Here is a 26,702-nt window from a genome sequence, read left to right as displayed (position 1 = left end):
GTAGCGCTCCCGCCATGAAACAGTACCTCGACCTGATGCGCCATGTGCGCGACCACGGCACCTTCAAGAGCGACCGCACCGGCACCGGCACCTACAGCGTGTTCGGCTACCAGATGAGATTCGACCTGGCCGAGGGCTTCCCCCTGGTCACCACCAAGAAGTGCCACCTCAGATCCATCATCCATGAGCTGCTGTGGTTCCTGCAGGGCGATACCAACATCCGCTACCTGAAGGACAACGGCGTTTCCATCTGGGACGAATGGGCCGACGAGAACGGCGAGCTGGGCCCGGTCTATGGCTACCAGTGGCGTAGCTGGCCGGCACCGGACGGCCGTCACATCGACCAGATCGCCGGAGTGGTGGACATGATCCGCGCCAAGCCCGATTCACGCCGGCTGATCGTCTCGGCCTGGAATCCGGCGCTGGTGGACGAGATGGCCTTGCCACCGTGCCATGCGCTGTTCCAGTTCTACGTGGCCGACGGTCGCCTGAGTTGCCAGCTGTATCAGAGATCCGCCGACATCTTCCTCGGTGTGCCCTTCAACATCGCCAGCTACGCGCTGCTGACCCTGATGGTGGCCCAGGTCACCGGCCTGCAACCGGGTGAATTCATCTGGACCGGCGGCGACTGCCATCTCTACGCCAACCACCTGGAGCAGGCCGATCTGCAGCTGACCCGCGAACCGCTGCCGCTGCCTACCATGCAGCTCGATCCGGCGGTGCAGGATCTGTTCGCCTTTCGCTTCGAGGACTTCGAGCTGCAGGGCTACCAGGCCCATCCGCACATCAAGGCACCGGTCGCCGTTTGAGCTTGCGGCCGGATCGCCTCAGAGCCTGTTCAAAGTCTGCTGCGCGTCGGCCAAACGGCGTTGAAAAGCCCTTCGGAATGCTCATTTACCACTCGTAAACTCCGCTTCCTCAGGCCTTTTCGCCTTGTTTGGCTCTAGCTCGCACGACTTTGAACAGGCTCTCAGGCGGCGCGGTCGTGCGCCAGCACCTCGTCCACCAGCTGTTCCGGCGGCTTGCGCACGTCCAATACCTGGGCATCCAGGTTTCCGGGAGCTTCCAGGGTATCGAGCTGGCTCTGCAGCAGCTTGGGATCGAAGAAGTGGCCACGGCGCTCGCCGATGCGCTCGGCCAGCAGTTCCGGCGAACCCTTGAGAAATAGCAGGCGAACGCCTTCGAGTCCGTCCAGCAGCCGATCGCGATAGACCTGCTTGAGTGCCGAGCAGGCGAACACCCGCGTCGTGCCCTCAGCCTGGGCCTGCTGCATGGCCGCGTGGATGGCGTCCAGCCAGGGCCAGCGATCCTCGTCGGTGAGGGCGATGCCCTGGGCCATCTTGTCCTTGTTGGCCTGGCTGTGGAAGGTGTCGGCGTCGTCGAAACGACAGCCCAGTCGGCTGGCGAGCAATTCGCCCAGGGTGGTCTTGCCACTGCCCGAGACACCCATTATCAGGTAGATCATCGTCGGCACTCCGCGTGAGGGTTCGCCTCGCTATAGAGTCCCTAGAGCGGCGTTTGCTCCGGCCGCAGACGACTGCTCCAGGTGGCACCGATCGAGGCGGCGATGATGCAGGCCAGCGCGAACCACTGCGGCAGGCCAAGGATCTCGCCGAGGAATACCCAGCCGGAGAGGGCGCCCAGCGCGGGCTCCAGACTCATCAGGGTGCCGAAGGTGGACGCGGGTAGGCGGGTCAGCACAACCATTTCCAAGGCATAGGGAATCGCCGTGGACATCAGTGCCAGGCCCAGCGCCAGGGGCCAGATCGTCGGTTGCAGCAGGCTGCTGCCGCTGTACAGGATGCCGATGGGCAGGATGACCAAGGCGCCGATGGTGGCGCCGAAGGCTACCGTCCCGGTACCGTGTACCGCGCCCGCCCGTTTGCCCAGCACGATGTAGATCGCCCAGCAGGCCCCGGCGCCCAGGGCCAGGGCGGTACCCAGGGGGTCGAGTGCCGAGGTGTCGTGGCCGAAGGGCAGCAGCACGGCCAGGCCGGCGATCACCAGGGCGATCCACAGCAGGTCCAGCCAGCGGCGCAGGGCGCAGATCGCCACCACCAGCGGCCCGACGAATTCCAGGCCTACGGCGATGCCGATCGGCAGGCGTTGCATGGCGAGGTAAATCGTCAGGTTCATCACACCCATGGCGACGCCATAGCCCAACAGACTCCCCAGGGCCTCGCGGCGAAAGGTCCGCCAGGGCCGCAGTACGGCGAGCAGTACCAGGGCGGCGAAGATCAACCGCAGGGTGGTGACGCCCACGGGGTCGAGACGCAGGAAGAGGGTCTTGGCCAGGCTGGCACTGGTCTGGATCGAGGTCATGGCGACCAGCAGCAGGGCAACGGCGAACAGCGGGGAGCGGGAAGACATCGGCAGGGCTCGACTAGCGGGCCCGCCAGCATAGGTCATCCTATCTGTGCCGCAAATTCAGCTGCGACCTCAATGTGTTTTTGAGCGCAGATGCAATTGCTCAGGGCTTTCGCGATTCTCGTGCACCTGCTCGAGGTAACGCTGCTGCTCCTCGCTCTGCGCGACCTGCACGCAACGGGCGTAGCCGGCGTCCCAGCCCTGCTGGTAGGGCTTCTCCGCAGCGAAGCGGCGCAAGTCCTTGTGCACGTAGCCGATGCCATTGACCGCCTGCTTGCCGGTCTGGCAGCCGTCGCTGAAGCCGTCGGCATAGGCGGGAGGATAGCCCTGGGCGATCAACTGATCGTGATAGCTGGCACAGGCCGTCAGAGCGGACAGCAACGCGGACAACAGGACAACGCGACGGAAGATAGCCATGGGGCCTCCTCGCGGGATACTACAACCGATCCCTATACCTACAGCTTAGCCAGCGCCCCGTGAGAAATTCGTCAAAAAACGCAGCGGCGACAACTTGCCGACGGACGTCGTGGTGGGCGACGACAAAATGCGTGGCAGAGCACCTCTTACCTTGCCTCCGTCGTCGCCCCGGTCGCAGAATGCGGGCACTGCCTGCATGCCTGACAAGGACTTACGATGCACGATCCCGTCGCGGCCGGTCTCCGGCTCGCTCCCGATGAGCTGACCCGCCCCTTCGCTCCCGAGCAATTTTCCTTCACCGATACCGATCAACTCGAACCCTTCCGCGGCATCCTCGGCCAGGAGCGGGCGGTGGAAGCCTTGCAGTTCGGGGTGGCCATGCCGCGGCCTGGCTACAACGTCTTCGTCATGGGCGAGCCGGGCACCGGTCGCTTTTCCTTCGTCCAGCGCTATCTCAAGGCCGAGGCGAAGCGCCAGCCCACACCCAACGACTGGGTCTACCTGAATCATTTCGATGAACCCCGCGCGCCCAGCGCCCTGGAGTTGCCGCCTGGCGAAGGCGAAGCCTTCGTCGCCGACATGGCGCACTTCATCGACAACCTGCTGACCACCTTCCCGACGGTGTTCGAGCACCCGGCGTTTCAGCAGAAGAAGAATGCCATCGAGCGGGCCTTCAACCAGCGCTACGACCAGGCCCTGGACGTGGTGGAAAAGCTCGCCCTGGAAAAGGACATCGCTCTCTACCGCGATGCCAACAACGTCGCCTTCACCCCGATGAAGGAGGGCAAGGCGCTGGACGAGGCCGACTTCGCCCAGTTGCCTGAGGCCGAGCGCGAACGCTTCCATGCCGACATCTCCAGCCTGGAAGAGCGCCTCAACGAAGAGCTGGCCAGCCTGCCGCAGTGGCGGCGCGAATCGAGCAACCAGTTGCGGGCGCTGAACGAGGACACCATCATCCAGGCCCTGCAGCCGCTGCTGGCGCCGCTGTCGGAGAAGTACAACGACAACCCCGGCGTCTGCGCCTACCTGCAGGCCATGCAGGTGGACCTGCTCAAGACCGTGGTCGAGCAACTGGCCGACGATGCCAAGCCCGACATGCAGCGGCGCAAGGAACTGCGCGAGCAGTACGAGCCCAATCTCATCATCGGTCACCACGCCACCGGCGGTGCGCCGGTGGTGTTCGAGTCCCACCCGACCTACGACAATCTGTTCGGGCGTATCGAGTACCAGTCCGACCAGGGCGCGCTCTACACCAACTATCGCCAGCTGCGCCCGGGCGCGCTGCATCGCGCCAATGGCGGCTTCCTCATCGTCGAGGCGGAAAAGCTGCTGACCGAGCCCTTCGTCTGGGACGCCCTCAAGCGCGCCCTGCATTCGCGCCAGCTGAAGATGGAATCACCGCTGGCCGAACTGGGGCGCCTCACCGCCATGAGCCTGGCGCCGCAGCAGATCCCGCTGCAGCTCAAGGTCATCATCATCGGCTCGCGCAATATCTACTACACCCTGCAGGAGGTCGATTCGGACTTCCAGGAGATGTTCCGGGTGCTGGTGGACTTCGACGAAGAGCTGCCGCTGCGTGACGAAAGCCTCGAGCAGTTCGCCCAATTGCTCAAGACGCGCACCTCGGAGGAGGGGATGGCGCCCCTGACCTCCGCTGCCGTTGCCCGCCTGGCCACCTACAGCGCACGGCTGGCCGAGCACCAGGGACGGCTGTCGGCGCGTATCGGCGACCTCTTCCAACTGGTCAGCGAGGCCGACTTCATCCGCCACCTGGCCGGAGACGCCCTTACCGACAAGGGCCATGTCGAGCGAGCCCTCAAGGCCAAGGAGACCCGTACCGGACGCGTCTGCGCCAGGGTGCTGGACGACATGCTCACCGGCCTGATCCTCATCGACACCCAGGGCGCGGCGGTAGGCAAGTGCAACGGCCTCACCGTGCTGGAGGTGGCCGATTCCGCCTTCGGCATGCCGGCGCGCATCTCCGCCACCGTCTACCCGGGCGCCAGCGGCATCCTCGACATCGAGCGCGAGGTCAGCCTCGGCCAGCCGATCCACTCCAAGGGCGTGATGATCCTTACCGGCTACCTGGGCAGCCGTTATGCCCAGGAATTCCCCCTGTCCATCTCGGCCAGCATCGCCCTGGAGCAATCCTACGGCTATGTGGACGGAGACAGCGCCTCCCTCGGCGAGGCCTGTACCCTGATCTCCGCCCTGTCGCGCACGCCGCTCAAGCAGTGCTTCGCCATCACCGGTTCCATCAACCAGTTCGGCGAGGTGCAGCCCGTCGGTGGAGTGAACGAGAAGATCGAAGGCTTCTTCCGCCTTTGCCAGGCGCGTGGCCTGACCGGCGAGCAGGGTGTGATCATCCCGCGCGCCAACGTGACCAACCTGATGCTGGACGAGACCGTGCTGGAAGCCGTCCGCGAGGGGCTGTTCCACGTCTATGCCGTACGTCAGGCGGACGAGGCCCTGTCGCTGCTGGTGGGCGAGCCCGCCGGAGCGCCGGATGCCAAGGGCCGCTTCCCCGACGGCAGCGTCAATGCCCGGGTGGTACAGCGTCTCAAGGAAATCGCCGAGCTCGAGCTGGAAGATGAACTAGCCGACAAACTCAGTGATAACTCCAAGGCAAAAGGGAAAAACAACGAAGCGGAGTAGAACTGAGTCCCAGGGGGCCGGTCGGATTTTGTACAAGGCGCTGCAGCCCAAGTAGCACGGCGCCCAGACCCGCTTGCCCCCTGTCGACCAACAGGGTTGTCCACAGCCTCTGTGGATACCTCTGGCTTTAGGATCGGCGAGCATCGAGCGCTGCGAGAGGATGACGCCATGTCCCGTACCATCACCCTGATCCGTCCCTGCCTGGGCCTCGTCACCCGTATCGAGTGCGAGATCAAGCCGCTCGGCCAGGAGCAGGGCCTTTGGACGTTGCTGTGCGCTGCCGGCCTCAATGGCCAACAGCCTACCGCCATCAAGGCGCAAGGGCCTTTCCACGGACCCAAGGCCGCCGAGGGCGTAATGACCGCCATCGCCGAGAACCTGGTGGAACAGGGGTATATTCAGGTCGAGGAGACCCAGATCTGGCGCCTGCACATGCAGGGCGAGTTGCGCAAGATGAACGGCGAGCGTGCCCACCATCAGGTGCGTTTCCAGGTTGGTCCCGATGCCTGACGACAAGGCGTCGCATTGTCGTCGGTAGTGGTGTAGGTATACTCGCGCGGCCGTCCTGAACCGAGCGAGTCTGCATGGAACGTCTGATCGAGAAAGTCCTTTACGCCTCCCGTTGGCTGTTGGCACCCATCTACATGGGCCTGTCGCTGGCGCTCATCCTACTGGCGCTGAAGTTCTTCCAGGAAGTCTTCCACGTCCTGCCGCATATCTTCGAGTCCACCGAAGCCGAACTGATCCTGCTGGTGCTGTCGCTCATCGACATGGCGCTGGTCGGTGGATTGCTGGTCATGGTGATGATCTCCGGCTACGAGAACTTCGTCTCCCAATTGGATATCGACGAGGGCTCGGAAAAGCTCAGCTGGCTGGGCAAGATGGATTCGGGATCGCTGAAGAACAAGGTCGCCGCTTCCATCGTCGCCATCTCCTCGATCCACCTGTTGCGCATCTTCATGGATGCCCAGAACACCAATCCCGAGTACCTGAAGTGGTATGTGATCATTCACCTGGTATTCGTGGTGTCGGCCTTCGCCATGGGCTATCTGGATCGCCTGACCAAGCACTAGAAGGCGCCGCTCGTCCGGCCCTGGCATCTCCGCTTACGCTTTGTGGATTGCGCCGCTGCGCCTGCCTGGCCTAGGTTGTCCAATGCGTGCAGCAGCCACTCGGTGCCGCTCCCGGCGCCGAGCTCGACCCGGAGGTCCCCATGCAGTTGACGGAATTGACTCAGCGCGCCCAGGCCGGAGAGGTCCGGGAGCTCAATCTGCTGTCCATCGAGGGCGGCTTCTATGTGCTCGAGGTGCTCACCCAGGAAGGCCGTACGCAACTGACCGGGCGTGACGGCCATTTCTATCGCCTGGGCTCGGCAGCCCAGGCCCGACGGCTACTGGCCGACCTGCCAGTGTTGCCGTGCTTTCTCATCCAGCACAGTGCCTACGACGAAATGGTCGGCATGGCGCCGCGCGCCAGCGAGCCCCTGAAGATTCCTCTGAACTACCGGAACGCTTCTTGAGACCGGGCGCCGTTCGGCGCCTGCTGCCGGTCTTCGGCGACCAGCTCTCGCCCCGGCTGGCATCCCTGCGCCAGGCCGATCCTGCGCAGGACGTGCTCTTGCTGGCGGAGGTCCCGAGCGAAACCTCCTACGTCCCCCATCATCCGCGCAAGATCGCCTTCATCCTCAGCGCCATGCGGCACTTCGCCGAAGAGATGCGCGAGCGCGGCTTCCAGGTCGCATACCGCCAGCTGGACGATCCGGATAACCAGGGCTCGCTGCCGGCCGAGATCACCTACTGGACAGCTGCCCTGCAGGCGACCGAGGTGCATCTCACCGAGACCGGCGAATGGCGGCTGGAGCAGGCCCTGCACGGACTCGAATTGCCCGTGCCGCTGCACTGGCACGGTGACGACCGTTTCCTCTGCAGCCGTGCCGCCTTCGCCCGCTGGGCCGGGGCCAAGCCAAGTCTACGCCTGGAAACCTTCTATCGCGGCATGCGCCGGCGCCATGGCTGGCTGATGGCCGGGCCGGACGAACCCTGTGGCGGCGCCTGGAATCTGGACAGGGACAATCGCAAGGCGCTACCGAAGGCCTATGTCGTCCCCGAGCCCTTCGCGTCTCCCCCCGATGCCTGTACCCGCGAAGTCCTTGCCCTCGTCGGCCAGCGCTTCGCCCACCACTATGGCCGGCTGGAGGGTTTCGACTATCCGGTGACGCGCGGGGACGCCGAACGTCTCTGGCGGCTCTTTCTCGCCGCGGGCCTGCACGACTTCGGTGACTACCAGGACGCCATGGCCCGTGGCGAACCCTATCTCTACCACGCCCGTATCAGTGCAGCGCTCAATGTCGGTCTGCTGGACCTGCGGCAACTGTGCGAGGACGTGGATGCGGCCTATCGCCAGGGGCGGGTGCCGCTGAACAGCGCGGAGGGTTTCCTGCGCCAGCTCATCGGCTGGCGAGAGTACGTGCGCGGCATCTACTGGCTGCGCATGCCGGAATATGCCGAGCTCAACGTCCTGGGCAACCGGCGCTCCCTTCCGGAGTTCTACTGGACCGGCGAGACACTCATGGCCTGTATGCGCGAAAGCATCGGTCAGACCCTGGAGCTGGCCTACGCCCACCATATCCAGCGGCTGATGGTCACCGGCAACTTCGCCCTGCTCGCCGGCATCGTGCCCCAGGCCATCGGCGAATGGTACCTGGCGGTCTATCTCGATGCCTTCGAGTGGGTCGAGCTGCCCAATACCCAGGCCATGGTCATGCATGCGGATGGTGGCTATCTCAGCAGCAAACCCTACTGCGCGAGCGGCCAGTACATCCGGCGCCAGTCCAACTACTGCAAGGGATGTCACTACCAGGTCAGCGAGGCGCTAGGCGAAACAGCCTGTCCCTTCAATGCGCTTTACTGGCACTTCCTGATCCGTCATCGCGGGCGCTTCGCCAGCTATCCGCGGATGCGTAACCTCTACCGCAATCTCGACCGCCAGGCCCCCGAACGACAGCAGGGACTGTGGCAGCGGGGCGAGGCACTGCTGGCGCGGCTGGACGCAGGAGAAACCCTGTGAAGAAGAGCGACCTGCCGACCAAGATTTGCCCGGTCTGCCAGCGTCCTTTCGCCTGGCGCAAGAAATGGGAACGCAACTGGGACGAGGTGCGCTATTGCTCCGAGCGCTGTCGCCGCCAGCGCAGCGGTACGGGCGGCGGGCCCGGCCGTTGATGTGCTAGGCTCGGCTCTTTTTTCGCCATGGACAAGCCGCTATGAACGACATCCTCCTCGACACCGACGAAGCCCGCGTCAGTTACGGTATCGGCCGCCAGCTGGGTGATCAGCTACGCCAGAATCCGGTCCCCGGCATGCAGCTGGCCGCCGTGCTCGCCGGCCTCACCGAGGCTTTCGCCGGCCAGGCTTCCAAGGTGGACGTCGAGGCGTTGAACGCCAGCTTCCGCGTCATCCGCGAGCGCATGCAGGAAGAGGCCAAGGTCAAGGCCGCGGCCGCAGCCCAGGAAGGCGTCGACTACCTGAAGGCTAACGCCGAGCGTCCCGGTGTGGTGGTCCTGCCCTCCGGTCTGCAGTACGAGGTGCTGACGCAAGGGGAGGGCGCCACGCCCACCCGCGAAGACCAGGTGCGTACCCACTACCACGGTACCCTGATCGACGGCAGCGTGTTCGACAGCTCCTACGAGCGCGGCCAGCCCGCCGAGTTTCCGGTGGGCGGCGTCATCGCCGGCTGGACCGAGGCCCTGCAACTGATGCCGGTCGGCAGCAAGTGGCGCCTGCACGTGCCCAGCGAACTGGCCTATGGCGCCCAGGGCGTCGGCGGCATCCCGCCGCACAGCGTGCTGGTGTTTGACGTCGAGTTGCTCGACGTCCTCTAAGAGCCTGTTCTAAGGCTGCTGCGCGTCGGCCAAACGGCGTTGAAAATGGCCTGGAAGGCCAGCCCCGTCGGAATGCTCATTTACCTTTCGTAAACTCCGCTTCCTCAGCCATTTGATTCGCTAGCGCTCACCCTTCGGGCCAGCCGTTGGCTGTTACTCCCGGTGGTCGTTGCGCCTTGTTTGTCTCTAGCTCGCGAGCCTTCGAGCGTCTCTAAGGGCTCAGGCGTCCAGGCGCAGCAGCTCGTTTTCCGGGCGCAGCGCCAGGGCGTAGCTGAAAAGGAAGACCTGGCGGATCTGTTCCTTCACCACCCGCGGCTCGCTGGAGGTGAGGCTGTGCAGATCCAACTCGCCCAGGTCCCTGAGTTCCTTCAAGGCCATTTCGTCCAGCTCCGCACAGACCTTGCCGGTTTCCCGGTCGAGGATGCGCAGATAGGGATGGGGGTGGTCCAGCCAGGCGTCGATCAGATAAGTCATGGTAGTCGCTCCTGAGTTGCTATTTATGAGAATAATTCTTATTCAATAAATAGCAAGCCGATTACCTGACTTTTTTGGTCGGATATGAAAAAGCCCGCGGTCTTTCGACGGCGGGCTTTTTTTCACTGCGCTATCAGTGGGTGCGCGCGACCGAGAAACGACCCAGCTCGGCCAGGGCATCTCGATAGGGGCTGGCGGGCAGGACTTCCAGGCAGGCGATGGCCCGCTCGGCGAATTCCTGAGCCTTGCGCGCGGTGTAGTCGAGGGCACCGGCGGCTTCGACGGCGGCTCGTACGCTTTCCAGGTCCTGGCTACCGCCCTGGCGGATCGCCTGGCGCACCAAGGCAGCCTGCTCGGCCGTGCCTTCGCGCATGGTCACGATCAGCGGCAGGGTAGGCTTGCCTTCGGCCAGGTCGTCACCGACGTTCTTGCCCAGGGTCGCCGCATCGCCCTGATAGTCGAGCAGGTCGTCGACCAGCTGGAAGGCGACGCCCAGATGGTCGCCATAGCGACGCAGGGCTTCCGCCTGCTCGGCGCTGGCGCCGGCGAGGATGGCCGCGCTGTGGGTGGAGGCTTCGAAGAGCATGGCGGTCTTGGCACGGATGACCTCCATGTAGATCTCTTCGGTGGTGCTGGCGTCGCGGATCTTCGACAGCTGCAGCACTTCGCCCTCGGCGATGACCCGGGTCGCCTGGGAAATGATGCGCATCACCTCCATCGAGCCCAGCGCTACCATCATCTCGAAGGAGCGGGCATAGAGGAAGTCGCCTACCAGCACACTTGGCGCATTGCCCCAGAGGGCGTTGGCGGTGGAGCGACCGCGGCGCATCCCCGAGGCGTCGACGACATCGTCGTGCAGCAGGGTGGAGGTGTGCAGGAACTCGATGGTGGCCGCCAGCAACTGCAGGTCGTGGTCGGCACGCCCGAGCGCCTTGCCGGCCAGCAGCACCAGCAGTGGACGCAGGCGCTTGCCACCGGCGGAGACGAGGTAGTCGCCAATCTTCTCGACCAGCGGCACGCGCGAAGTCAGCTGCTGGCGGATGATGCCGTCTACGGCGGCGAAGTCGTCCGTCACCACGCGATAGAAGGACTGGGATTGCTGCGTCATTGAGAGGTGTCCACTGGAGTTCCGGGCAAGATTCAGGCGGCCGGATGGCGCATCACCGCCAGACTATGCCCTAGGGACCGGCCCGAGTGCCATGCCCAGGGAAGCCTTCGCGCTCCCACGGCTGCCGATTTCGAGCCAGCTCCGGCCCGGCATGGCTGCTGAACGAGGTTGCGCGGCATGCTAGGGGTGGGGTGGGGGCCTGTCAAGGCGCGGGCCAGCGGCTCTTGCCTCCTGCTCGCTGCTTGCGTAGAATCGCGGGCCCTGAACATTCCTAGGGTTAACCCCCTGTCTTACGCAATTGCGCGGCGCTCCTTCCGGTCCCGCGCAGCCATGCCGGTCGACGATACCTCCTATAAAGCACCGGGTGAGCAGGTTAAACGGAGATTTACCATGTCCTACGCAGTTATCGTTACCGGTGGCAAGCAATACAAGGTCGCCGAAGGCGAATACCTGAAGGTCGAGAAACTCGACATCGCCACCGGTGAAACCGTCACCTTCGACCAGGTTCTGCTGGTTGGCAACGGTGACGACGTCAAGATCGGTCTGCCGGTCGTTGATGGTGCCAAAGTGACCGCCGAAGTGACCGCCCAGGGCCGTCACGACAAGGTCACCATCATCAAATTCCGTCGTCGTAAGCATCACATGAAGCGTCAGGGCCACCGTCAGTGGTTCACTGAAATCAAGATCACTGGCATCCAGGCCTGATCTCGCCTCTAACGGAGAATTGACTCATGGCACACAAAAAAGCGGGTGGTTCTACTCGTAACGGTCGCGATTCCGAAAGCAAACGCCTTGGCGTGAAGCTGTACGGCGGCCAGGTCGTCAAGGCCGGCAACATCATCGTGCGTCAGCGCGGCACCCAGTACCATGCCGGTTACGGCGTGGGCCTCGGCAAGGATCACACCCTGTTCGCGAAAGTGGACGGCGTGATCAAGTTCGACGTGAAGGGCGCCTTCGGTCGTCGTTACGTGAGCATCGTCGCCGCCGCCTAAGGCTCGCGACGAGAAGAAAAGCCCTGTCTACCCGACGGGGCTTTTTCGTTTGTAGTTAAGCTATTTCCTTGTTTGCAGCGGCCCGCGAGCGCGGGAGGTCCAGATGAAATTCGTCGATGAAGTATCCATACACGTAAAAGCGGGTGACGGCGGCAACGGCATGATGAGTTTCCGTCGGGAGAAATTCATCGAAAAGGGTGGCCCCAATGGCGGTGACGGCGGCGATGGCGGTTCGATCTGGCTCGAAGCCGACATCAACCTGAACACCCTGGTCGATTATCGTTACACCCGCCGCTTCACCGCGCAGAACGGTGAGAAGGGCGGCAGTACCGAGTGCACGGGCGCCAAGGGTGAAGACCTGGTGCTGCCGGTACCCGTAGGTACCACGGTGATCGACGCGGCGACCCAGGAAATCATCGGTGACCTGACCCAGCCGGGCCAGCGCATCCGTGTCGTCCAGGGTGGTTGGCACGGCCTGGGCAATACCCGTTTCAAATCCAGCACCAACCGCGCGCCGCGGCAGACCACGCCCGGCAAGCCCGGCGAAGAGCGCGATCTCAAGCTGGAGCTCAAGGTGCTGGCGGACATCGGTCTGCTCGGCCTGCCCAATGCTGGCAAGAGCACCTTCATCCGTGCCGTTTCGGCGGCCAAGCCCAAGGTGGCGGACTATCCCTTCACTACCCTGGTACCCAACCTGGGCGTGGTCAGCGTGGGGCGCTTCAAGAGCTTCGTGGTCGCCGACATTCCCGGGCTGATCGAGGGGGCCGCCGAAGGCGCCGGTCTGGGTATTCGCTTCCTCAAGCACCTGGCGCGGACCCGGCTGCTGCTGCACCTGGTCGACATGGCGCCCCTGGACGAGAGCGATCCGGCCGAAGCGGCCGAGACCATCATCAACGAGCTGACCAAGTTCAGCCCGTCGCTGGCCGAGCGTGATCGCTGGCTGGTGCTGAACAAGGCCGACCAGTTGCTCGACGAGGAACGCGACGAGCGCCTCAAGGCGGTCGTCGAGCGCCTGGATTGGCAAGGTCCGGTCTTCGTCATCTCCGCGCTGGAGCGCGAAGGCACCGAGGCGCTCTGCCAGGCGATCATGCAGTACCTGGACGAGCGCTCCCTGCGCATCGCCGAGGATCCGGCCTACGCCGAAGCCCTGCAGGAACTCGATCAGCGGATCGAGGACGAGGCGCGGGCGCGGTTGCAGGCGCTGGATGATCAGCGTGCCTTGCGCCGCTCGGGCGTCAAGGCGGTGGACGAAGACGACGACTTCGATGATGACGAAGATGACGGCGACGGTCCGGAAATCATTTACGTACGGTAAGAAAGGAGCTTGCCCATGCGTGATCAGGTGTCTGGCGCCCAGCGTTGGGTGGTGAAGATCGGCAGTGCCCTGCTGACTGACGACGGCCGTTGTCTGGATGGTGGGGCCATGGCTGGCTGGGTCGAGCAGATGGTGGCCCTGCACCAGGCGGGTATCGAGTTGGTGCTGGTGTCCTCGGGCGCCGTGGCCGCCGGCATGAGCCGGCTCGGCTGGGCGCAGCGCCCGACCGCCATCAACGAGTTGCAGGCGGCTGCGGCGGTAGGGCAGATGGGGCTGGTGCAGGCCTGGGAGTCCAGCTTCGCCGAACATCGGGTGCAGACCGCGCAGATCCTGCTCACCCATGACGACCTCTCCGATCGCAAGCGCTACCTCAATGCCCGCAGTACCCTGCGCACCCTGGTTGATCTGGGTGTGGTGCCGGTGATCAACGAGAACGATACCGTCGTCACCGACGAGATCCGCTTCGGCGATAACGACACCCTGGCCGCCCTGGTGGCCAACCTGGTCGAGGCCGACCTGCTGGTGATCCTCACCGACCGAGACGGCATGTTCGACGCCGATCCGCGCAGCAATCCCGACGCCAGCCTCATCAGCGAGGCGCGGGCCGACGATCCGGCCCTGGATCTGGTCGCTGGCGGCACGGGTGGCGCCCTCGGGCGCGGTGGCATGCAGACCAAGCTGCGTGCTGCGCGCCTGGCCGCGCGTTCCGGTGCCTATACCGTCATTGTCGGTGGGCGTATCCAGCAGGTGCTCAGTCGCCTGCAGCAGGGCGAGCAACTGGGTACCCTGCTGTCACCTGAACGTGGTCTGGTGGCGGCACGCAAGCAATGGCTGGCGGGGCACCTGCAGGTGCGCGGCACGCTGCGGCTGGATGCGGGTGCGGTCCAGGCTCTGGTGGGTGGGCATCGCAGTCTCCTGCCGGTGGGTGTGCAGGAGTTGGAAGGCAGCTTCCGTCGCGGTGAGATGGTCGCCTGCGTTGGGCCCGATGGGCGCGAGGTGGCGCGGGGGTTGGTCAACTACAGTGCGGCCGAGGCGCGCCGGATCCTGGGGCGGCCGTCCGATGCCATCGTCGTCGAGCTGGGCTACGTCTACGAACCCGAGTTGATCCACAGAGACAATCTGGTTCTGGTCTGATGCCTGATGTATCCGGTGCTCTTGCGGGAGTGCCGGATACGCCAAATCCCAGGCAATAAAAAACCGGCCTAGGCCGGTTTTTTATTCGAACGCTTATCAGGCAGCGGCGGGAATAGCCAGGGCCTTGATGTGCGCGTTCAGGCGGCTCTTGTGACGAGCGGCCTTGTTCTTGTCGATGATGCCCTTGTCGGCCATGCGGTCGATGACCGGAACGGCAGCAACGTAAGCGGACTTGGCTTTTTCCAGGTCCTTGGCTTCGATCGCCTTGACGACGTTCTTGATGTAGGTACGCACCATGGAGCGCAGGCTCGCATTGTGGCTGCGACGCTTCTCAGCCTGTTTGGCGCGTTTTTTGGCGGAGGGGGAGTTAGCCACCGTGGAGCTCCTTCGAAAAAGACTGTATTAGGTACAGAGCGAACTCTGTAGCAAGTACAGAGCTAAATTAAGGTCGCGAATCTTGACGTCCCTGGGGGCGCCTGTCAAGGGCGTTGGGAGGGATATCCGACTGGTCGTCACCTTGCGGGATGGTTACACTCGCGAGCCGTCAATATACGGTTAATTCGACCACTATATGGCTAAATCGCCGGTGCCTGGCTGGCGGGCCGCTCGGTGAGTGGGTCGATCAGTTCCCCAGGCACGAGCCTTCACCGTCAATAACTGCTTAATTCGTCGCCATTGATTCGGATCTGCGGTCGCCGCCGTGCTCCCTCGCCATCGAGTCCCTTCATGAATCTGCTCAAGTCCCTGGCCGCCGTCAGTTCCATGACCATGCTGTCCCGCGTGCTGGGTTTCGTCCGTGACACCATCGTCGCCCGTACCTTCGGCGCCGGCATGGCCACCGATGCCTTCTTCGTCGCCTTCAAGCTGCCCAACCTCTTGCGGCGGATCTTTGCCGAAGGCGCCTTCTCCCAGGCCTTCGTGCCCATCCTGGCCGAGTACAAGGCCCAGCAGGGCGAGGAGGCCACCCGTACCTTCCTGGCCTATGTCAGTGGCCTGCTGACCCTGGTACTGGCGGTGGTCACGGTATTGGGCATGCTGGCGGCACCACTGGTGATCTGGATCACCGCGCCGGGCTTCGCCGATACGCCGGAAAAATTCGCCCTCACGTCCGATCTGCTGCGGGTGACCTTTCCCTACATCCTGCTGATCTCCCTGGCGTCCCTGGCCGGTGCGGTGCTGAACACCTGGAACAGATTCAGCGTACCGGCCTTCGTGCCGACGCTGCTCAACATCAGCATGATCGTCTTCGCGCTGTTCCTGACGCCCTATTTCAACCCGCCGATCATGGCCCTGGCCTGGGCCACGCTGGTGGGTGGCCTGGCGCAATTCCTCTATCAGTTGCCGCACCTGAAACGCATCGGCATGCTGGTGCTGCCTCGGCTGAATCTGCGCGACAGCGGCGTCTGGCGGGTGATGAAACAGATGGGGCCGGCGATCCTCGGGGTGTCGGTCAGCCAAATCTCGCTGATCATCAACACCATCTTCGCCTCCTTCCTGGCCGCCGGCTCGGTGTCCTGGATGTACTACGCCGACCGGCTGATGGAGTTGCCCTCCGGGGTGCTGGGGGTGGCTCTGGGGACCATCCTGTTGCCGGCGCTGTCGCGCACCTATGCCAAGGCCGATCGCCAGGAATACTCACGGCTGCTCGATTGGGGCCTGCGGCTGTGCTTCCTGCTGGTACTGCCCTGCGCCGCTGCCCTGGCGCTACTGTCCGAGCCGCTGACCGTCTCGCTGTTCCAGTACGGCCGCTTCGATGCCCACGATGCCCTGATGACCCAGCGAGCACTGGTCGCCTACGCCGTCGGGCTGCTCGGTATCATCCTGGTGAAGGTGCTGGCGCCCGGCTTCTATGCCCAGCAGAACATCAAGACGCCGGTGAAGATCGCCATCTTTACCCTGGTGGTGACCCAGGTACTCAACCTGATCCTGATCGGCCCGCTGCAGCATGTCGGCCTGGCCCTGTCCATCGGTCTGGCGGCCTGTCTCAACGCGGGCCTTTTATTCTGGCAATTGCGTCGCCATAACCTGTTCATCCCCCAGCCCGGCTGGTCGAGCTTCCTGCTGCGCCTGCTGGTGGCCGTGGTGGTGATGAGTGCGGTGCTGTTCGGCCTGATGCAACTGCTGCCCAGCTGGAGCGAAGGCCTGATGTGGCAGCGCCTGCTGCGTCTGGGCGCCCTGGTGGCGGCGGGTGTGCTGGCCTATTTCGCCAGCCTCTTCCTGCTCGGCTTCCGCCTGCGGGACTTCAACCGGAAGGCGCTGATCTAGCCCGCCGGAGGATTGCACGAAGCCGGGGCGTGCGCCTGTCCTCGGCGCGGGCATCCAGATATAATCGATTAATTTCTGAGCAATCCCTATCCATGCAGCTGTTTCGCGGTCTCCATCATCTCGATGCCCTGCCCAAGGGCTGCGTTGCCACCATCGGCAACTTCGACGGGGTTCACCTGGGGCACCAGGCCATCCTCGCGCGGTTGCGTGAGCGGGCGGCGGAGCTCGGTGTGCCCAGTTGCGTGGTGATCTTCGAACCCCAGCCGCGCGAATTCTTCCTGCCTGACGTGGCGCCAGTGCGCTTGACCCGCTTGCGCGAGAAACTGGAGTGCTTCGCCCGCCTGGGCGTCGACAACGTGCTGTGCCTGAACTTCAATCGCCGGCTGCGCGAGTTGTCCGCCGAGGCCTTCGTCCAGCAGGTACTGGTAGACGGTCTGGGCGTGAAGCACCTGGAGATCGGTGATGACTTCCGTTTTGGCTGCGACCGCGCCGGTGACTTCACCTACCTGAACCTCGCCGCCCGCGACCACGGTTTCACCCTGGAAGCTGCCACCACCGTCGAGCTGGATGGCCTGCGGGTGAGCAGTACCCTGATCCGCCAGGCCTTAGCCGAGGGTGATCTGGGCTTGGCGGAGCGCATGCTGGGCCGGCCCTACAGCCTCTCGGGCCGGGTATTGCACGGCCAGAAGCTGGCGCGCCAGTTGGGCTGGCCGACCGCCAATGTCCAGCTCAAGCGTCGTCGGCCGCCGCTGCGCGGCGTCTACCTGGTCAGCAGCCTGATCGATGGGCGGGTGGTACCGGGTGTGGCCAACATCGGCCAGCGACCCACGGTGCAGGGCGATGGTCGTCCGCATCTGGAGATCCATCTGCTGGACTTTGCCGGTGACCTCTATGGTCGCCACCTCAGCGTGACCTTCGTGCAGAAGGTCCGCGACGAACAGAAATTCGCCTCTCTGGAGGCCCTCAAGGCGGCGATCGAAGCGGACGTCGCCACGGCCCGCGCCTTCTGGCAGGGGCAACCGTCAACGAGCCTGGACTGACATGACCGATTACAAAGCGACGCTCAATCTGCCGGAAACGGCATTCCCGATGAAAGCCGGCCTGCCGCAGCGCGAGCCGGAAGCGCTCAAGCGCTGGCAGGACATCGACCTGTACGGGAAGCTGCGCGCCATCGGCAAGGGCCGGCCGACCTTCATCCTGCATGACGGTCCGCCCTATGCCAACGGCAGCATCCACATCGGTCATGCGCTGAACAAGATCCTCAAGGACATCATCACCCGTTCCAAGACCCTGGCCGGCTTCGATGCCCCCTATGTGCCGGGCTGGGACTGCCATGGCCTGCCCATCGAGCACAAGGTGGAGACCACCTTCGGCAAGAACCAGCCGGCGGATCTGACCCGCGAGCGCTGCCGCGCCTATGCCAGCGAGCAGATCGAAGAGCAGAAGGCCGGCTTCATCCGCCTGGGCGTGCTCGGCGACTGGAGCAATCCCTACCTGACCATGAACTTCGCCAACGAGGCCGGCGAGATCCGCGCCCTGGCGGAGATGGTCAAGAACGGCTTCGTGTTCAAGGGCCTCAAGCCGGTCAACTTCTGCTTCGACTGCGGCTCGGCCCTGGCCGAGGCCGAGGTGGAGTACCAGGACAAGCGATCCGATGCCATCGACGTGGCCTTCCCCGTTGCCGATACGGATAAGCTGGCGGCCGCCTTCGGCCTGGGTAAGCTGCCCAAGGCCACGGCCATCGTCATCTGGACCACCACCCCCTGGACCATTCCGGCCAACCAGGCGCTCAACGTCCATCCCGAGTTCACCTATGCGCTGGTGGACGTCGGTGATCGCCTGCTGCTGCTGGCCGAGGAGCTGGTCGAGAGCTGCCTGGCGCGTTACGGCCTGCAGGGCGAGCTGATCGCCACTGCGCCTGGCGTGGCGCTGGACCTGATCAACTTCCGTCATCCGCTGTACGAGCGACTGTCGCCTATCTACCTGGCCGACTACGTCGAGCTGAGCGCGGGCACGGGTATCGTGCATTGCTCGCCCGCCTATGGCGAAGACGACTTCCGCATCTGCAAGCAATACGGCCTGAACAACGACGACATCCTCAATCCGGTACAGAGCAACGGCGTCTACGCCGAATCGCTGCCGCTGTTCGGTGGCCAGTTCATCTGGAAGGTGAATCCGGCTATCGTCGCCAAGCTGGAAGAGGTGAACGCCCTGCTCAAGCATGAGGTGATCAACCACAGCTACATGCATTGCTGGCGGCACAAGACCCCGCTGATCTACCGCGCCACCGCCCAGTGGTTCGTCGGCATGGATAAACAGCCCAACGAAGGCGCCACCCTGCGTGAGCGCTCCCTGGCAGCCATCGAGCAGACCCGGTTCGTCCCGGCCTGGGGCCAGGCGCGGCTGCACGGCATGATCGCCGGCCGTCCCGACTGGTGCATCTCGCGCCAGCGTAACTGGGGTGTGCCGATTCCCTTCTTCACCCACAAGGAAAGCGGCGAGCTGCATCCGCGTACCGTCGAGCTGATGGAAGAGGTCGCCCAGCGCGTCGAGCGCGAGGGCATCGAAGCCTGGTTCAAGCTGGATCCGACCGAGCTGCTCGGCGACGAAGCCGGCCAGTACGACAAGAGCCGCGACACCCTCGACGTCTGGTTCGACTCGGGCACCACGCATTGGCACGTGCTGCGCGGCTCCCATGCCGAGCTGGCGCACCAGCAGGGTCCGGTGGCCGATCTCTACCTGGAAGGTTCGGACCAGCACCGTGGCTGGTTCCATTCCTCGCTACTGACCGGCTGCGCCATCGATGGCCATGCGCCCTACAAGGAGCTGCTGACCCACGGCTTCACCGTGGACGAGCAGGGCCGCAAGCAATCCAAGTCGCTGGGCAACGTGGTCGCCCCGCAAAAGGTCATCGACAGCCTGGGCGCCGACATCCTGCGCCTCTGGGTCGCCTCCACCGACTACACCGGCGAGATGGCGGTCTCCGATCAGATCCTGCAGCGCAGCGCCGATTCCTATCGCCGCATCCGCAACACCGCGCGCTTCCTGCTCTCCAACCTGTCCGGCTTCGATCCGGCGGTCAATCGCATCGCCCCCAAGGACATGATCGACCTGGACCGCTGGGCCGTGGATCGCGCCCTGCTGCTGCAGAAGGAAATCGAGCAGGCCTACGCCGAGTACCGCTTCCTCAACGTCTACCAGAAGGTGCACAACTTCTGCGTGCAGGAGCTGGGCGGCTTCTATCTGGACATCATCAAGGACCGCCAGTACACCACAGGTGCCGACAGCCTGCCGCGGCGCTCCTGCCAGACCGCGCTGTACCTCATCGCCGAGGCCCTGGTGCGCTGGATCGCGCCCATCCTGTCCTTCACCGCCGACGAGATCTGGCAGTACCTGCCGGGCGAGCGAGAGGAATCGGTGATGCTGGCCACCTGGTACGACGGCCTCTTCGCCCTGCCCGAAGGCGCGTCGCTGGATCGCGCCTACTGGGATCAGGTCATGGCGGTCAAGGCGGTGGTCAACAAGGAGCTGGAGAACCAGCGTGCCGCCAAGACCCTGGGTGGCAGCCTGCAGGCGGAGATCACCCTCTATGCCGACAGCGCCCTGCAGACCGTGCTGGAAGCCCTGGGCAACGAGCTGAGATTCGTGCTGATCTCCTCCCAGGCCGCCGTGCAGCCGCTGGAACAGGCACCGGAAGGCGCCGTGTCCAGCGAGCTGAGCGGCCTCAAGCTGATGGTGCGCAAGTCCGAGGCGCCCAAGTGCGCCCGCTGCTGGCATCACAGCCACAGCGTCGGTCAGCACGCCGAGCACCCGGAGATCTGCGAACGTTGCGTGACCAACGTCTATGGCGCCGGTGAGGTGCGCGAGCATGCGTGATGCCCAGCGCTTCGGCGCCTTGCCCTGGTTGGCCTTGAGCGTGGTGGTGATCCTGCTGGATCAGCTGACCAAACTCTATTTCCAGGCCAATCTGTCGCTCTACCAGAAGGTGCCGGTGATTCCGGATATCCTCAGCTGGACCCTGGCCTACAACCCAGGTGCGGCCTTCAGCTTCCTGGCCGACCACTCCGGCTGGCAGCGCTGGTTCTTCGCCGGCATCGCCGCGGTGGTGAGCGTGGTGCTGGTGATCTGGCTCAAGCGCCTGCGCAACGACACCTGGACCGCCATCGCCCTGGCGCTGATCCTCGGCGGTGCCCTGGGCAATCTCTATGATCGCCTGGTGCTTGGCCACGTCATCGACTTCATCCTGGTGCACTGGCGCCAGGAGTGGTACTACCCGGCCTTCAACCTGGCCGACAGTGCCATCACCGTCGGTGCCGTGATGCTGGCCTTGGACATGTTCCGCAAGAAGAAGCCCGAGGAAGCCCATGGCTGAGATCACCATCGGCCCGGACACCCGGGTCACCCTGCATTTCGCCATCAAGCTGCAGAACGGCGACGTGGTGGACAGCACCTTCGACAAGGCGCCCGCTACCTTTACCGTGGGCGATGGCAACCTACTGCCCGGTTTCGAGCAGGCACTGTTCGGCCTCGAGGCCGGCGCCAAGACCAGTCTTACCATCCCGCCGGAGCGCGGCTTCGGCCAGCCTAACGACGGTAACCTGCAAACCATGACGCGCGACGACTTCAGCGACATGGAGCTGTCCCCAGGCCTGCTGATCATCTTCAGCGACGCCGCCGGTGGCGAGATGCCTGGCGTGGTCAAAAGCTTCGACGACGAGCAGGTCATCATCGACTTCAACCACCCGCTGGCTGGCCGTGTGCTGACCTTCGACGTGGAAATCCTGGCCATCGAGCCTGCCGTCTCCCATTGATCTACCGCCGCCCGTGAAGCGGGCAGAGGAGCCTATGCAGATCAAGCTCGCCAATCCCCGCGGCTTCTGCGCCGGCGTGGACCGCGCCATCGACATCGTCGACCGGGCGCTGGACGTCTTCGGCCCGCCCATCTACGTGCGGCACGAAGTGGTGCACAACAAGTTCGTGGTCGACAACCTGCGTGCCCGCGGTGCCGTCTTCGTCGAGGACGTGGCCGACGTACCGGATGACGTCATCCTCATCTTCAGCGCCCACGGCGTCTCCCAGGCCGTGCGCCGCGAGGCCGCCGAGCGGGGCCTCAAGGTCTTCGACGCCACCTGCCCGCTGGTGACCAAGGTGCACATGGAAGTGGCGCGCTACAGCCGCGACGGCCAGGAATGCATCCTCATCGGCCACGCCGGACATCCGGAAGTGGAGGGCACCATGGGCCAGTACGACGATCGTGCCGGTGGTGCCATCTACCTGGTGGAAGACGAGGAAGACGTGGCCAAACTCGAGGTGCGCAACCCCGAAGCCCTGTTCTACGTCTCCCAGACCACCCTGTCGATGGACGACACCCGCAAGGTGATCGACGCCCTGCGCGCCAAGTTTCCGCACATAAATGGCCCGCGCAAGAACGACATCTGCTACGCCACCACCAACCGCCAGGACGCCGTGAAGACCCTGGCGCTGGAGAGCGACGTGGTGCTGGTAGTGGGCAGCCCCAGCAGCTCCAACTCCAACCGCCTGCGCGAACTCGCCGAACGCCTGGGCACCCCGGCCTATCTCATCGATGGTGCCGAGGATATGCAGCAGAGCTGGTTCGAAGGTGTACAACGCATCGGCGTCACCGCTGGCGCCTCGGCCCCCGAGGTGCTGGTCCGCGGCGTCATCGACCGGCTACAGAGCTGGGGTGCCACCGGTGAGGTTGAGTTGGAAGGCGAACCGGAGAACATCACCTTCACCCTGCCGCGGGAACTCAGGGTAAAGGCCGTCTAGGACTGAACCTTTGGCGCCCTAGCGGCGCCAGCAGTCGGCGTTGTTGGCGGTACCGGTTTGGCCTCGCAAACCGGTGTTGTTGATCGTCAGATTGCCGCATCGGTCGCCCGCCATGGCGCCACCCGCGCGCGGGGTAGCTTGAAGGGTGTAGGTGGTCGTCGTCACGGTAGCCAGACTCAAATCGTAAATGGCTCTGTTACCGTCTTTAGGTGAGGTAAGGAACGGCAGCACGGGAGCCGTATTGCCGGCCGCATCCTGCGTATAACGACCGGTCCGGGTATAGTTGCGCTCCATGAACTGCGCCAACTCCATCAGGGACGCTTGGGCATCAGCTCTATTTCCTCGGCGCACGTACTCTGAGTAAGACGGATAGGCAATGGCGGCAAGAATTCCAACAATGGCCACTACAACCATTATTTCGATGAGGGTGAAGCCATGCAAATGTGCGGGGGATGCCGCTCGAGTCTTAGTCATTATCTGATCTCTCGCCAATTTAGGCGCTTGGAGCCGCCCATTAAATTCTGCGCATCATCGCAGGTGGCAGATCCGCTAGCGGTTGAATAGCATACTCGCAAGCGCTGACCCTGTTGGCCACTAGAGAGGTCGCCTCCGCTCAAGATGGCAGGTGTCTTGGTCATTCCGCTTTCATCGTTCAAAATCCCGGAGAACGGTACTTTGGTACCATCACTCAGAGTCTTGTAGTCACCAGCGTCCAAGCGACCATCGCCGTTATAGTCGAAGAAAGTGAATTTCAAGGCGCCACCGGTGAGGACATCAAGCGTCATCGTCCAGCTTGTACCGCCGCCACTGCACGGGTCCGTATTGGGCGTAATGGTGTTGAAGATCAGTACGCCATTCTTCAATAGGGATCGAGAGACTACTCTTTCACTGGTTAGAGTGCCTGCTCCGCCATTAGCGCTTTTCCAAACCAGATCAATGTACCATCCGGATTTTTCGGTAGGTACGTTTATAGAGGTTACTGCTCGTGCACGCCGATTGTTCGCGACCGTTTGCTGCGCAATGATTGCTTGCTCAACCAAGTCGCTGCGATTTATCTGCCTACCTTTATCAATGAGGCCGTAATAGGTTTCCATACGGGGGGTGGCAGGTACTTCATTGTCTCCGATTTGGTAATAGCTTCCGGTACCGAAGAGTACGATGGTGTTACCATCGCTATTTAGCGCTGCCTTTAGTGGGGCGGTAATGGGTTGCACCGGGTTGCTGGTACTATTACCTGCTCTTGCAGTGAACAATGGCAGGATGCCTTGCGAGTTCTTGAGGTTGGCTGGAGCATCCCAATTGACAGGATCTGTGCCTCTAAGATCGAAGCGCCAGATATTTCCAACGGTATCTCCCACATAGAGTCGGTCTGCGACCCGATCACTATTGGTATCGATGGCAAGAGGCTCCCCCAGACCGCCCGTGGTGGAAAGGGTGAAGGTTTTGATGACGCTGCCATTGGCGGCATCGAGAATCCAGATAGTGCCTTGGCTGACGGTGCTATCGCTAAAGCCACTGGAGACGATCACGCCAAATTTGCCGTTTTCCAAGGGGACTAGGGTAGGCTGTTGGATGGGATAGCGCATGTCTGGCGCGGAGAACTCCCAAAGCACTTTCGACGCCCCCATATTGCTCGGATCACTGACGTCAAGAGCGAAGACTGTGTTTCCACCTGCACCAGCCGTACCTACGACCAGTGATTTCCAGCTGCCGTTGATCCATGCATCGCCAGCACCGGGCGGGCCATCCACGTAATACCGGTGGACGTAATTTGGATCAGCGAGGCGATAAAGTTCGCCCATTAGCATACGAGGAACATAGGCAAACAGCTCAGTGCCACCCCCCTCTCCTAGGCCTGCATCGAAGCCATGCAGCATGCCATCGTTGGCACCAACGATTACCAATGCTTTGCGGCCCTGGTACGCTGCGCTTTGCCGATAAGTTAGGTAGGCGTCTCCAGCAGTACCCCAAACAGAGCCGGTAAGGCGGTTATAGCCATAGTCAGGCTTGCCAATATAGAGGGGATCGGAGTTGACAATGTCACCCAGCCGACTCTTGCGTTTTCGCAATGGATTACTACTGACAGACTCTTGACTGCGCTCACCGCGTAGATAGTTCAGGCGTCGCTCTCCCTCTGTAGCACCGACACTTACTGAGTCAGTCGAGGTTCTCTGTAGAGCTGCCTTACCCGCCTCGTCGAGGCTTGCCCACAGAAAGTCGACACCTTGAGCAGTGGCGAGAGAGTACGTATTCCCACTCTGGGCTACGAGGGTGTTACTAGTGAAAATCTTGCGGCTCGATGCCTGAGCGGCATCAAGTTTAGTGGCTGCACTCCAGAGGTTGGAAGCACTAAAACCCGTCGTGGTCAGGTTCTTTGCGACCAGGTCGCCGCTCCAGAATTTGGGCTCGAAAAGGGACTGGAAGACGCCACTACCCGTGTCGAATTGCTGGCCGTTGGTACCCAGCGAAGCGGTAGAGTTAGTGGATTCCTGGGCAATCTTGGCGAAGGCTGCTTTGAGCCCTTTGATCATGTTGGGAGCATCACTAGCAACGAAAAAATTGTCGGGTCTTTTATCTCCGGTCGACAAGGTTTCCCCGTTAGTCCACCACATGTCATCTGCAATGGCGGCTGAAGTAGCCGAGCTGCTCGAGAACTGATTCGGTACGGTGAAACCACCATATTTTGCCGCCAGCCAGTATTGATTCGATCTGCGCCCAGCCAATGTTTGGTCTTCTCGAACATCCATCCAGTAGGTTGAAATCGTTTGGCTGCCGGCTTTGTCGCTACGCTGATCTCGGGTATGGGCGTCGTAGGCAAGGCCAGCAATGTAAGCGGAGTTTCCCCGGCCCGTGAAGGGCGTGCTGATAGGTATATCTTCGAGGCTGGCAACCTTCTGCGTTGCTGTTTCCACGTTCACCGAGGTATCGCTGGAGACCTGCGGTGGAGTAGCGGGTTCTCCACCCGAAGAAGTGACGCCGCCGGGAAGGTTTTTATCGTTCCAGGTGTTGGTGTCGCCAATACCAAGAATGACATTTTTCTGGCAGGAGTAGGTAATAGGGTCCCGCCAATTTGTGACTACAGGAAAACCGTCTGCTTGAGCATATCTGTCAGTGTCGCTCGATCCGCTCAAGTTGCTGTAGGCAGGTATGTTGCCTTGATTTTTAAAATAACGCAGAGCAGTGTAGTAAAGCTCGCTTACCGGGTCATTGCTTTTCAGTTTCAGATAGCTGTTTGGAGCGTAAGGCATCGAGCCGAACTTGTTCAGGTAGTTTATGACGCCGCTGTCTACCACGCCGTTGCCGGTTGCCGATGCCTCGCCGCTTGAAGGGTTACGTACCAGAATGCCGGTTTGCGGATCCCACTCGGCTCGCGTGGAGTTGCTACTGAGGTCTGGCTTCAAAGGACCGATGAAGCTTTGGTTCGCTCGCAAAACGCCCCCATCACGAGTGGCACTGGAATCGTTCAAATAGCTGAATACCGAGTAGCGCAATTTGTCAGAATACTGCTGTAGAAGACCTTCTGGCTTGTAGTTGCTTGTCGAGTACCTCTTGCAGTTACTTTCGAGACCAATGCTGGGGTCGCATACCTTAACCTGAACCCTCACCCGATAAACACTGTATCGAGTGGCATTCCTAGCATTGCTGGTAGTGTAGTCCGCTCTGAGCTGATCTCCATTCCACTGACTGCTGTTGTTCGGGTCCAGATTGACCCAAACGCTAGACATGTTGTTTCCAGCGCCATAGTCGGCAGATCCACCACCACCGATTCGGTCGTTCCAGTTGGAAAACAGCATGTCGAAACCTTGGTCTTCAAGACGGACGTAGAAGCTACCCCAATTTGCGGCGAAAGGAGTCGCGCCGGCTATCTCGGACTGAGGAAGTAGTCCCTGATCGCTATTTAAGCGGTTGCCCGCGGAGCTTTGCCCGCTGTGGCGAGCCTTCTGTAGAACGGTAAGGCCAACTTCGTCCCGTACTCTGGCGCCGCCCGTCAGAGCGCTACGAAAGGGATCGATGGTGGGTGTGGCCGCCCAATTGAGGAAGTTGCCGCTCCATTGCCTGGCGCCACTGCAGCGACGGGCACTGGCCGCGCTCACGGGATTGAACCAACTGTTGTCCAGCGTGCTACCCAGTGCATAGGTGTAGCACTTGTCCGAGTCGAAGTATCCGCTGTAGATATTATTGGAGCTGTAACTGTAGAGGTTGGCCACGGAGAGAACTGTGGGCCATTCCACTGAGGGTACCAACGCCAGGCTGCCCGGGATGTCTCCGCCCACTGCTAAGGGTGTCTGCGAGACGACTGCGTTACCT

General features: G+C 62.7%; 26 protein-coding genes. 18 read left to right on the top strand and 8 right to left on the bottom strand.

Translation table 11 applies throughout. The features are described 5' to 3' along the window. Positions 1-14 precede the first annotated feature (14 nt). Positions 15-809, top strand: a complete 795-nt coding sequence (locus RND78_RS05555) for a thymidylate synthase (protein WP_312726726.1) — start codon at positions 15-17, stop codon at positions 807-809. Positions 810-970: 161 nt separating this feature from the next. Here RND78_RS05555 and RND78_RS05550 read toward each other — a convergent pair whose 3' ends face one another. The 3 genes from RND78_RS05550 to RND78_RS05540 all read right to left on the bottom strand — a co-directional run bounded on the left by RND78_RS05550 (position 971) and on the right by RND78_RS05540 (position 2,784). Further along, positions 971-1,465 carry a gluconokinase gene (locus tag RND78_RS05550; RefSeq protein ID WP_312726724.1) on the bottom strand — a complete coding sequence of 165 codons (495 nt, stop codon included), beginning with the start codon at positions 1,463-1,465 and terminating at the stop codon, positions 971-973. Positions 1,466-1,506: 41 nt separating this feature from the next. After that, the gene (locus RND78_RS05545) at positions 1,507-2,370 is read right to left on the bottom strand and encodes an EamA family transporter (RefSeq protein WP_312726722.1); all 864 of its coding nucleotides are present in this window, start codon (positions 2,368-2,370) and stop codon (positions 1,507-1,509) included. A 69-nt stretch (positions 2,371-2,439) separates the two neighbouring features. Beyond that, positions 2,440-2,784 carry a hypothetical protein gene (locus RND78_RS05540; protein ID WP_312726721.1) on the bottom strand — a complete coding sequence of 115 codons (345 nt, stop codon included), beginning with the start codon at positions 2,782-2,784 and terminating at the stop codon, positions 2,440-2,442. Between the two features lie 216 nt (positions 2,785-3,000). Here RND78_RS05540 and RND78_RS05535 point away from each other — a divergent pair, with 216 nt between their 5' ends. The 7 genes from RND78_RS05535 (at position 3,001) to RND78_RS05505 (ending at position 9,316) form a co-directional block, all read left to right on the top strand. Next, positions 3,001-5,439 carry a Lon protease family protein gene (locus RND78_RS05535; RefSeq protein ID WP_312726719.1) on the top strand — a complete coding sequence of 813 codons (2,439 nt, stop codon included), beginning with the start codon at positions 3,001-3,003 and terminating at the stop codon, positions 5,437-5,439. Positions 5,440-5,607: 168 nt separating this feature from the next. Further along, positions 5,608-5,949 (top strand): hypothetical protein, encoded by a 342-nt coding sequence (locus RND78_RS05530; protein ID WP_058760768.1) that lies wholly within the window; start codon positions 5,608-5,610, stop codon positions 5,947-5,949. A 74-nt stretch (positions 5,950-6,023) separates the two neighbouring features. Beyond that, positions 6,024-6,512, top strand: coding sequence for a TIGR00645 family protein (locus tag RND78_RS05525; RefSeq protein WP_295467888.1), 489 nt, complete (start codon positions 6,024-6,026; stop codon positions 6,510-6,512). A gap of 86 nt (positions 6,513-6,598) precedes the next feature. After that, positions 6,599-6,958: a DUF6482 family protein gene (locus RND78_RS05520; protein WP_312726711.1), complete on the top strand. Its 360-nt coding sequence runs from the start codon at positions 6,599-6,601 to the stop codon at positions 6,956-6,958. Next, the gene (locus RND78_RS05515; protein ID WP_312726709.1) at positions 6,955-8,505 is read left to right on the top strand and encodes a cryptochrome/photolyase family protein; all 1,551 of its coding nucleotides are present in this window, start codon (positions 6,955-6,957) and stop codon (positions 8,503-8,505) included. Before RND78_RS05520 ends, RND78_RS05515 begins: the two co-directional genes overlap by 4 nt. After that, positions 8,502-8,657 (top strand): DUF2256 domain-containing protein, encoded by a 156-nt coding sequence (locus RND78_RS05510; protein WP_312726707.1) that lies wholly within the window; start codon positions 8,502-8,504, stop codon positions 8,655-8,657. Before RND78_RS05515 ends, RND78_RS05510 begins: the two co-directional genes overlap by 4 nt. A 41-nt stretch (positions 8,658-8,698) precedes the next feature. Continuing rightward, the gene (locus tag RND78_RS05505; RefSeq protein WP_312726705.1) at positions 8,699-9,316 is read left to right on the top strand and encodes an FKBP-type peptidyl-prolyl cis-trans isomerase; all 618 of its coding nucleotides are present in this window, start codon (positions 8,699-8,701) and stop codon (positions 9,314-9,316) included. A 219-nt stretch (positions 9,317-9,535) separates the two neighbouring features. Here RND78_RS05505 and RND78_RS05500 read toward each other — a convergent pair whose 3' ends face one another. Further along, the gene (locus RND78_RS05500; protein ID WP_312726703.1) at positions 9,536-9,790 is read right to left on the bottom strand and encodes a hypothetical protein; all 255 of its coding nucleotides are present in this window, start codon (positions 9,788-9,790) and stop codon (positions 9,536-9,538) included. A gap of 133 nt (positions 9,791-9,923) precedes the next feature. Further along, positions 9,924-10,898, bottom strand: coding sequence for a polyprenyl synthetase family protein (locus tag RND78_RS05495; protein WP_312726702.1), 975 nt, complete (start codon positions 10,896-10,898; stop codon positions 9,924-9,926). A 390-nt stretch (positions 10,899-11,288) separates the two neighbouring features. On the opposite strand from RND78_RS05495, the gene rplU reads away from it, so the two are divergent. The 4 genes from rplU (at position 11,289) to proB (ending at position 14,339) form a co-directional block, all read left to right on the top strand. After that, on the top strand, positions 11,289-11,603 hold the full coding sequence (rplU, locus tag RND78_RS05490; protein ID WP_007160791.1) for a 50S ribosomal protein L21: 315 nt from the start codon (positions 11,289-11,291) through the stop codon (positions 11,601-11,603). A gap of 26 nt (positions 11,604-11,629) precedes the next feature. Further along, a complete protein-coding gene (gene rpmA / locus RND78_RS05485) occupies positions 11,630-11,890 on the top strand; it encodes a 50S ribosomal protein L27 (RefSeq protein ID WP_007160792.1) in 261 nt (86 codons plus the stop codon). 103 nt (positions 11,891-11,993) lie between these two features. After that, a complete protein-coding gene (cgtA, locus tag RND78_RS05480; protein WP_312726699.1) occupies positions 11,994-13,205 on the top strand; it encodes an Obg family GTPase CgtA in 1,212 nt (403 codons plus the stop codon). 15 nt (positions 13,206-13,220) lie between these two features. Further along, positions 13,221-14,339 carry a glutamate 5-kinase gene (proB, locus tag RND78_RS05475; RefSeq protein ID WP_312726696.1) on the top strand — a complete coding sequence of 373 codons (1,119 nt, stop codon included), beginning with the start codon at positions 13,221-13,223 and terminating at the stop codon, positions 14,337-14,339. A 96-nt stretch (positions 14,340-14,435) separates the two neighbouring features. Here the strand turns inward: proB and rpsT are convergent, their stop codons facing one another. Further along, a complete protein-coding gene (gene rpsT / locus RND78_RS05470) occupies positions 14,436-14,714 on the bottom strand; it encodes a 30S ribosomal protein S20 (protein WP_058760758.1) in 279 nt (92 codons plus the stop codon). A gap of 351 nt (positions 14,715-15,065) precedes the next feature. On the opposite strand from rpsT, the gene murJ reads away from it, so the two are divergent. The 6 genes from murJ (at position 15,066) to ispH (ending at position 22,394) form a co-directional block, all read left to right on the top strand. Next, positions 15,066-16,604: a murein biosynthesis integral membrane protein MurJ gene (murJ, locus tag RND78_RS05465; protein ID WP_312726693.1), complete on the top strand. Its 1,539-nt coding sequence runs from the start codon at positions 15,066-15,068 to the stop codon at positions 16,602-16,604. A 92-nt stretch (positions 16,605-16,696) separates the two neighbouring features. Beyond that, positions 16,697-17,644 (top strand): bifunctional riboflavin kinase/FAD synthetase, encoded by a 948-nt coding sequence (gene ribF, locus RND78_RS05460; RefSeq protein WP_312726692.1) that lies wholly within the window; start codon positions 16,697-16,699, stop codon positions 17,642-17,644. 1 nt (position 17,645) lies between these two features. Then, positions 17,646-20,480: an isoleucine--tRNA ligase gene (gene ileS / locus RND78_RS05455; protein WP_312726690.1), complete on the top strand. Its 2,835-nt coding sequence runs from the start codon at positions 17,646-17,648 to the stop codon at positions 20,478-20,480. Beyond that, positions 20,473-20,976 carry a signal peptidase II gene (gene lspA / locus RND78_RS05450; RefSeq protein ID WP_312726688.1) on the top strand — a complete coding sequence of 168 codons (504 nt, stop codon included), beginning with the start codon at positions 20,473-20,475 and terminating at the stop codon, positions 20,974-20,976. The genes ileS and lspA overlap by 8 nt, the downstream gene beginning before the upstream one ends. Then, positions 20,969-21,415 carry an FKBP-type peptidyl-prolyl cis-trans isomerase gene (gene fkpB, locus RND78_RS05445; protein ID WP_059231431.1) on the top strand — a complete coding sequence of 149 codons (447 nt, stop codon included), beginning with the start codon at positions 20,969-20,971 and terminating at the stop codon, positions 21,413-21,415. Before lspA ends, fkpB begins: the two co-directional genes overlap by 8 nt. Positions 21,416-21,449: 34 nt before the next feature. Continuing rightward, entirely contained in the window at positions 21,450-22,394 is a 945-nt protein-coding gene (gene ispH / locus RND78_RS05440) for a 4-hydroxy-3-methylbut-2-enyl diphosphate reductase (protein ID WP_059231434.1), read from the top strand. An 18-nt stretch (positions 22,395-22,412) separates the two neighbouring features. On the opposite strand, the gene RND78_RS05435 is transcribed toward ispH, so the two are convergent. Beyond that, complete coding sequence (locus RND78_RS05435; protein WP_312726685.1) at positions 22,413-22,868, bottom strand: type IV pilin protein; 456 nt, start codon at positions 22,866-22,868, stop codon at positions 22,413-22,415. Beyond that, positions 22,868-26,602, bottom strand: coding sequence for a PilC/PilY family type IV pilus protein (locus tag RND78_RS05430; RefSeq protein ID WP_312726684.1), 3,735 nt, complete (start codon positions 26,600-26,602; stop codon positions 22,868-22,870). Before RND78_RS05430 ends, RND78_RS05435 begins: the two co-directional genes overlap by 1 nt. Positions 26,603-26,702 lie beyond the last annotated feature (100 nt).

This window comes from Pseudomonas oryzihabitans, from assembly GCF_032027545.1.
In the GTDB taxonomy this organism is placed as follows: domain Bacteria; phylum Pseudomonadota; class Gammaproteobacteria; order Pseudomonadales; family Pseudomonadaceae; genus Chryseomonas; species Chryseomonas oryzihabitans_F.
Note: the sequence above shows the minus strand (reverse complement) of the source record. Positions and strands in the feature narration are given on the sequence as shown.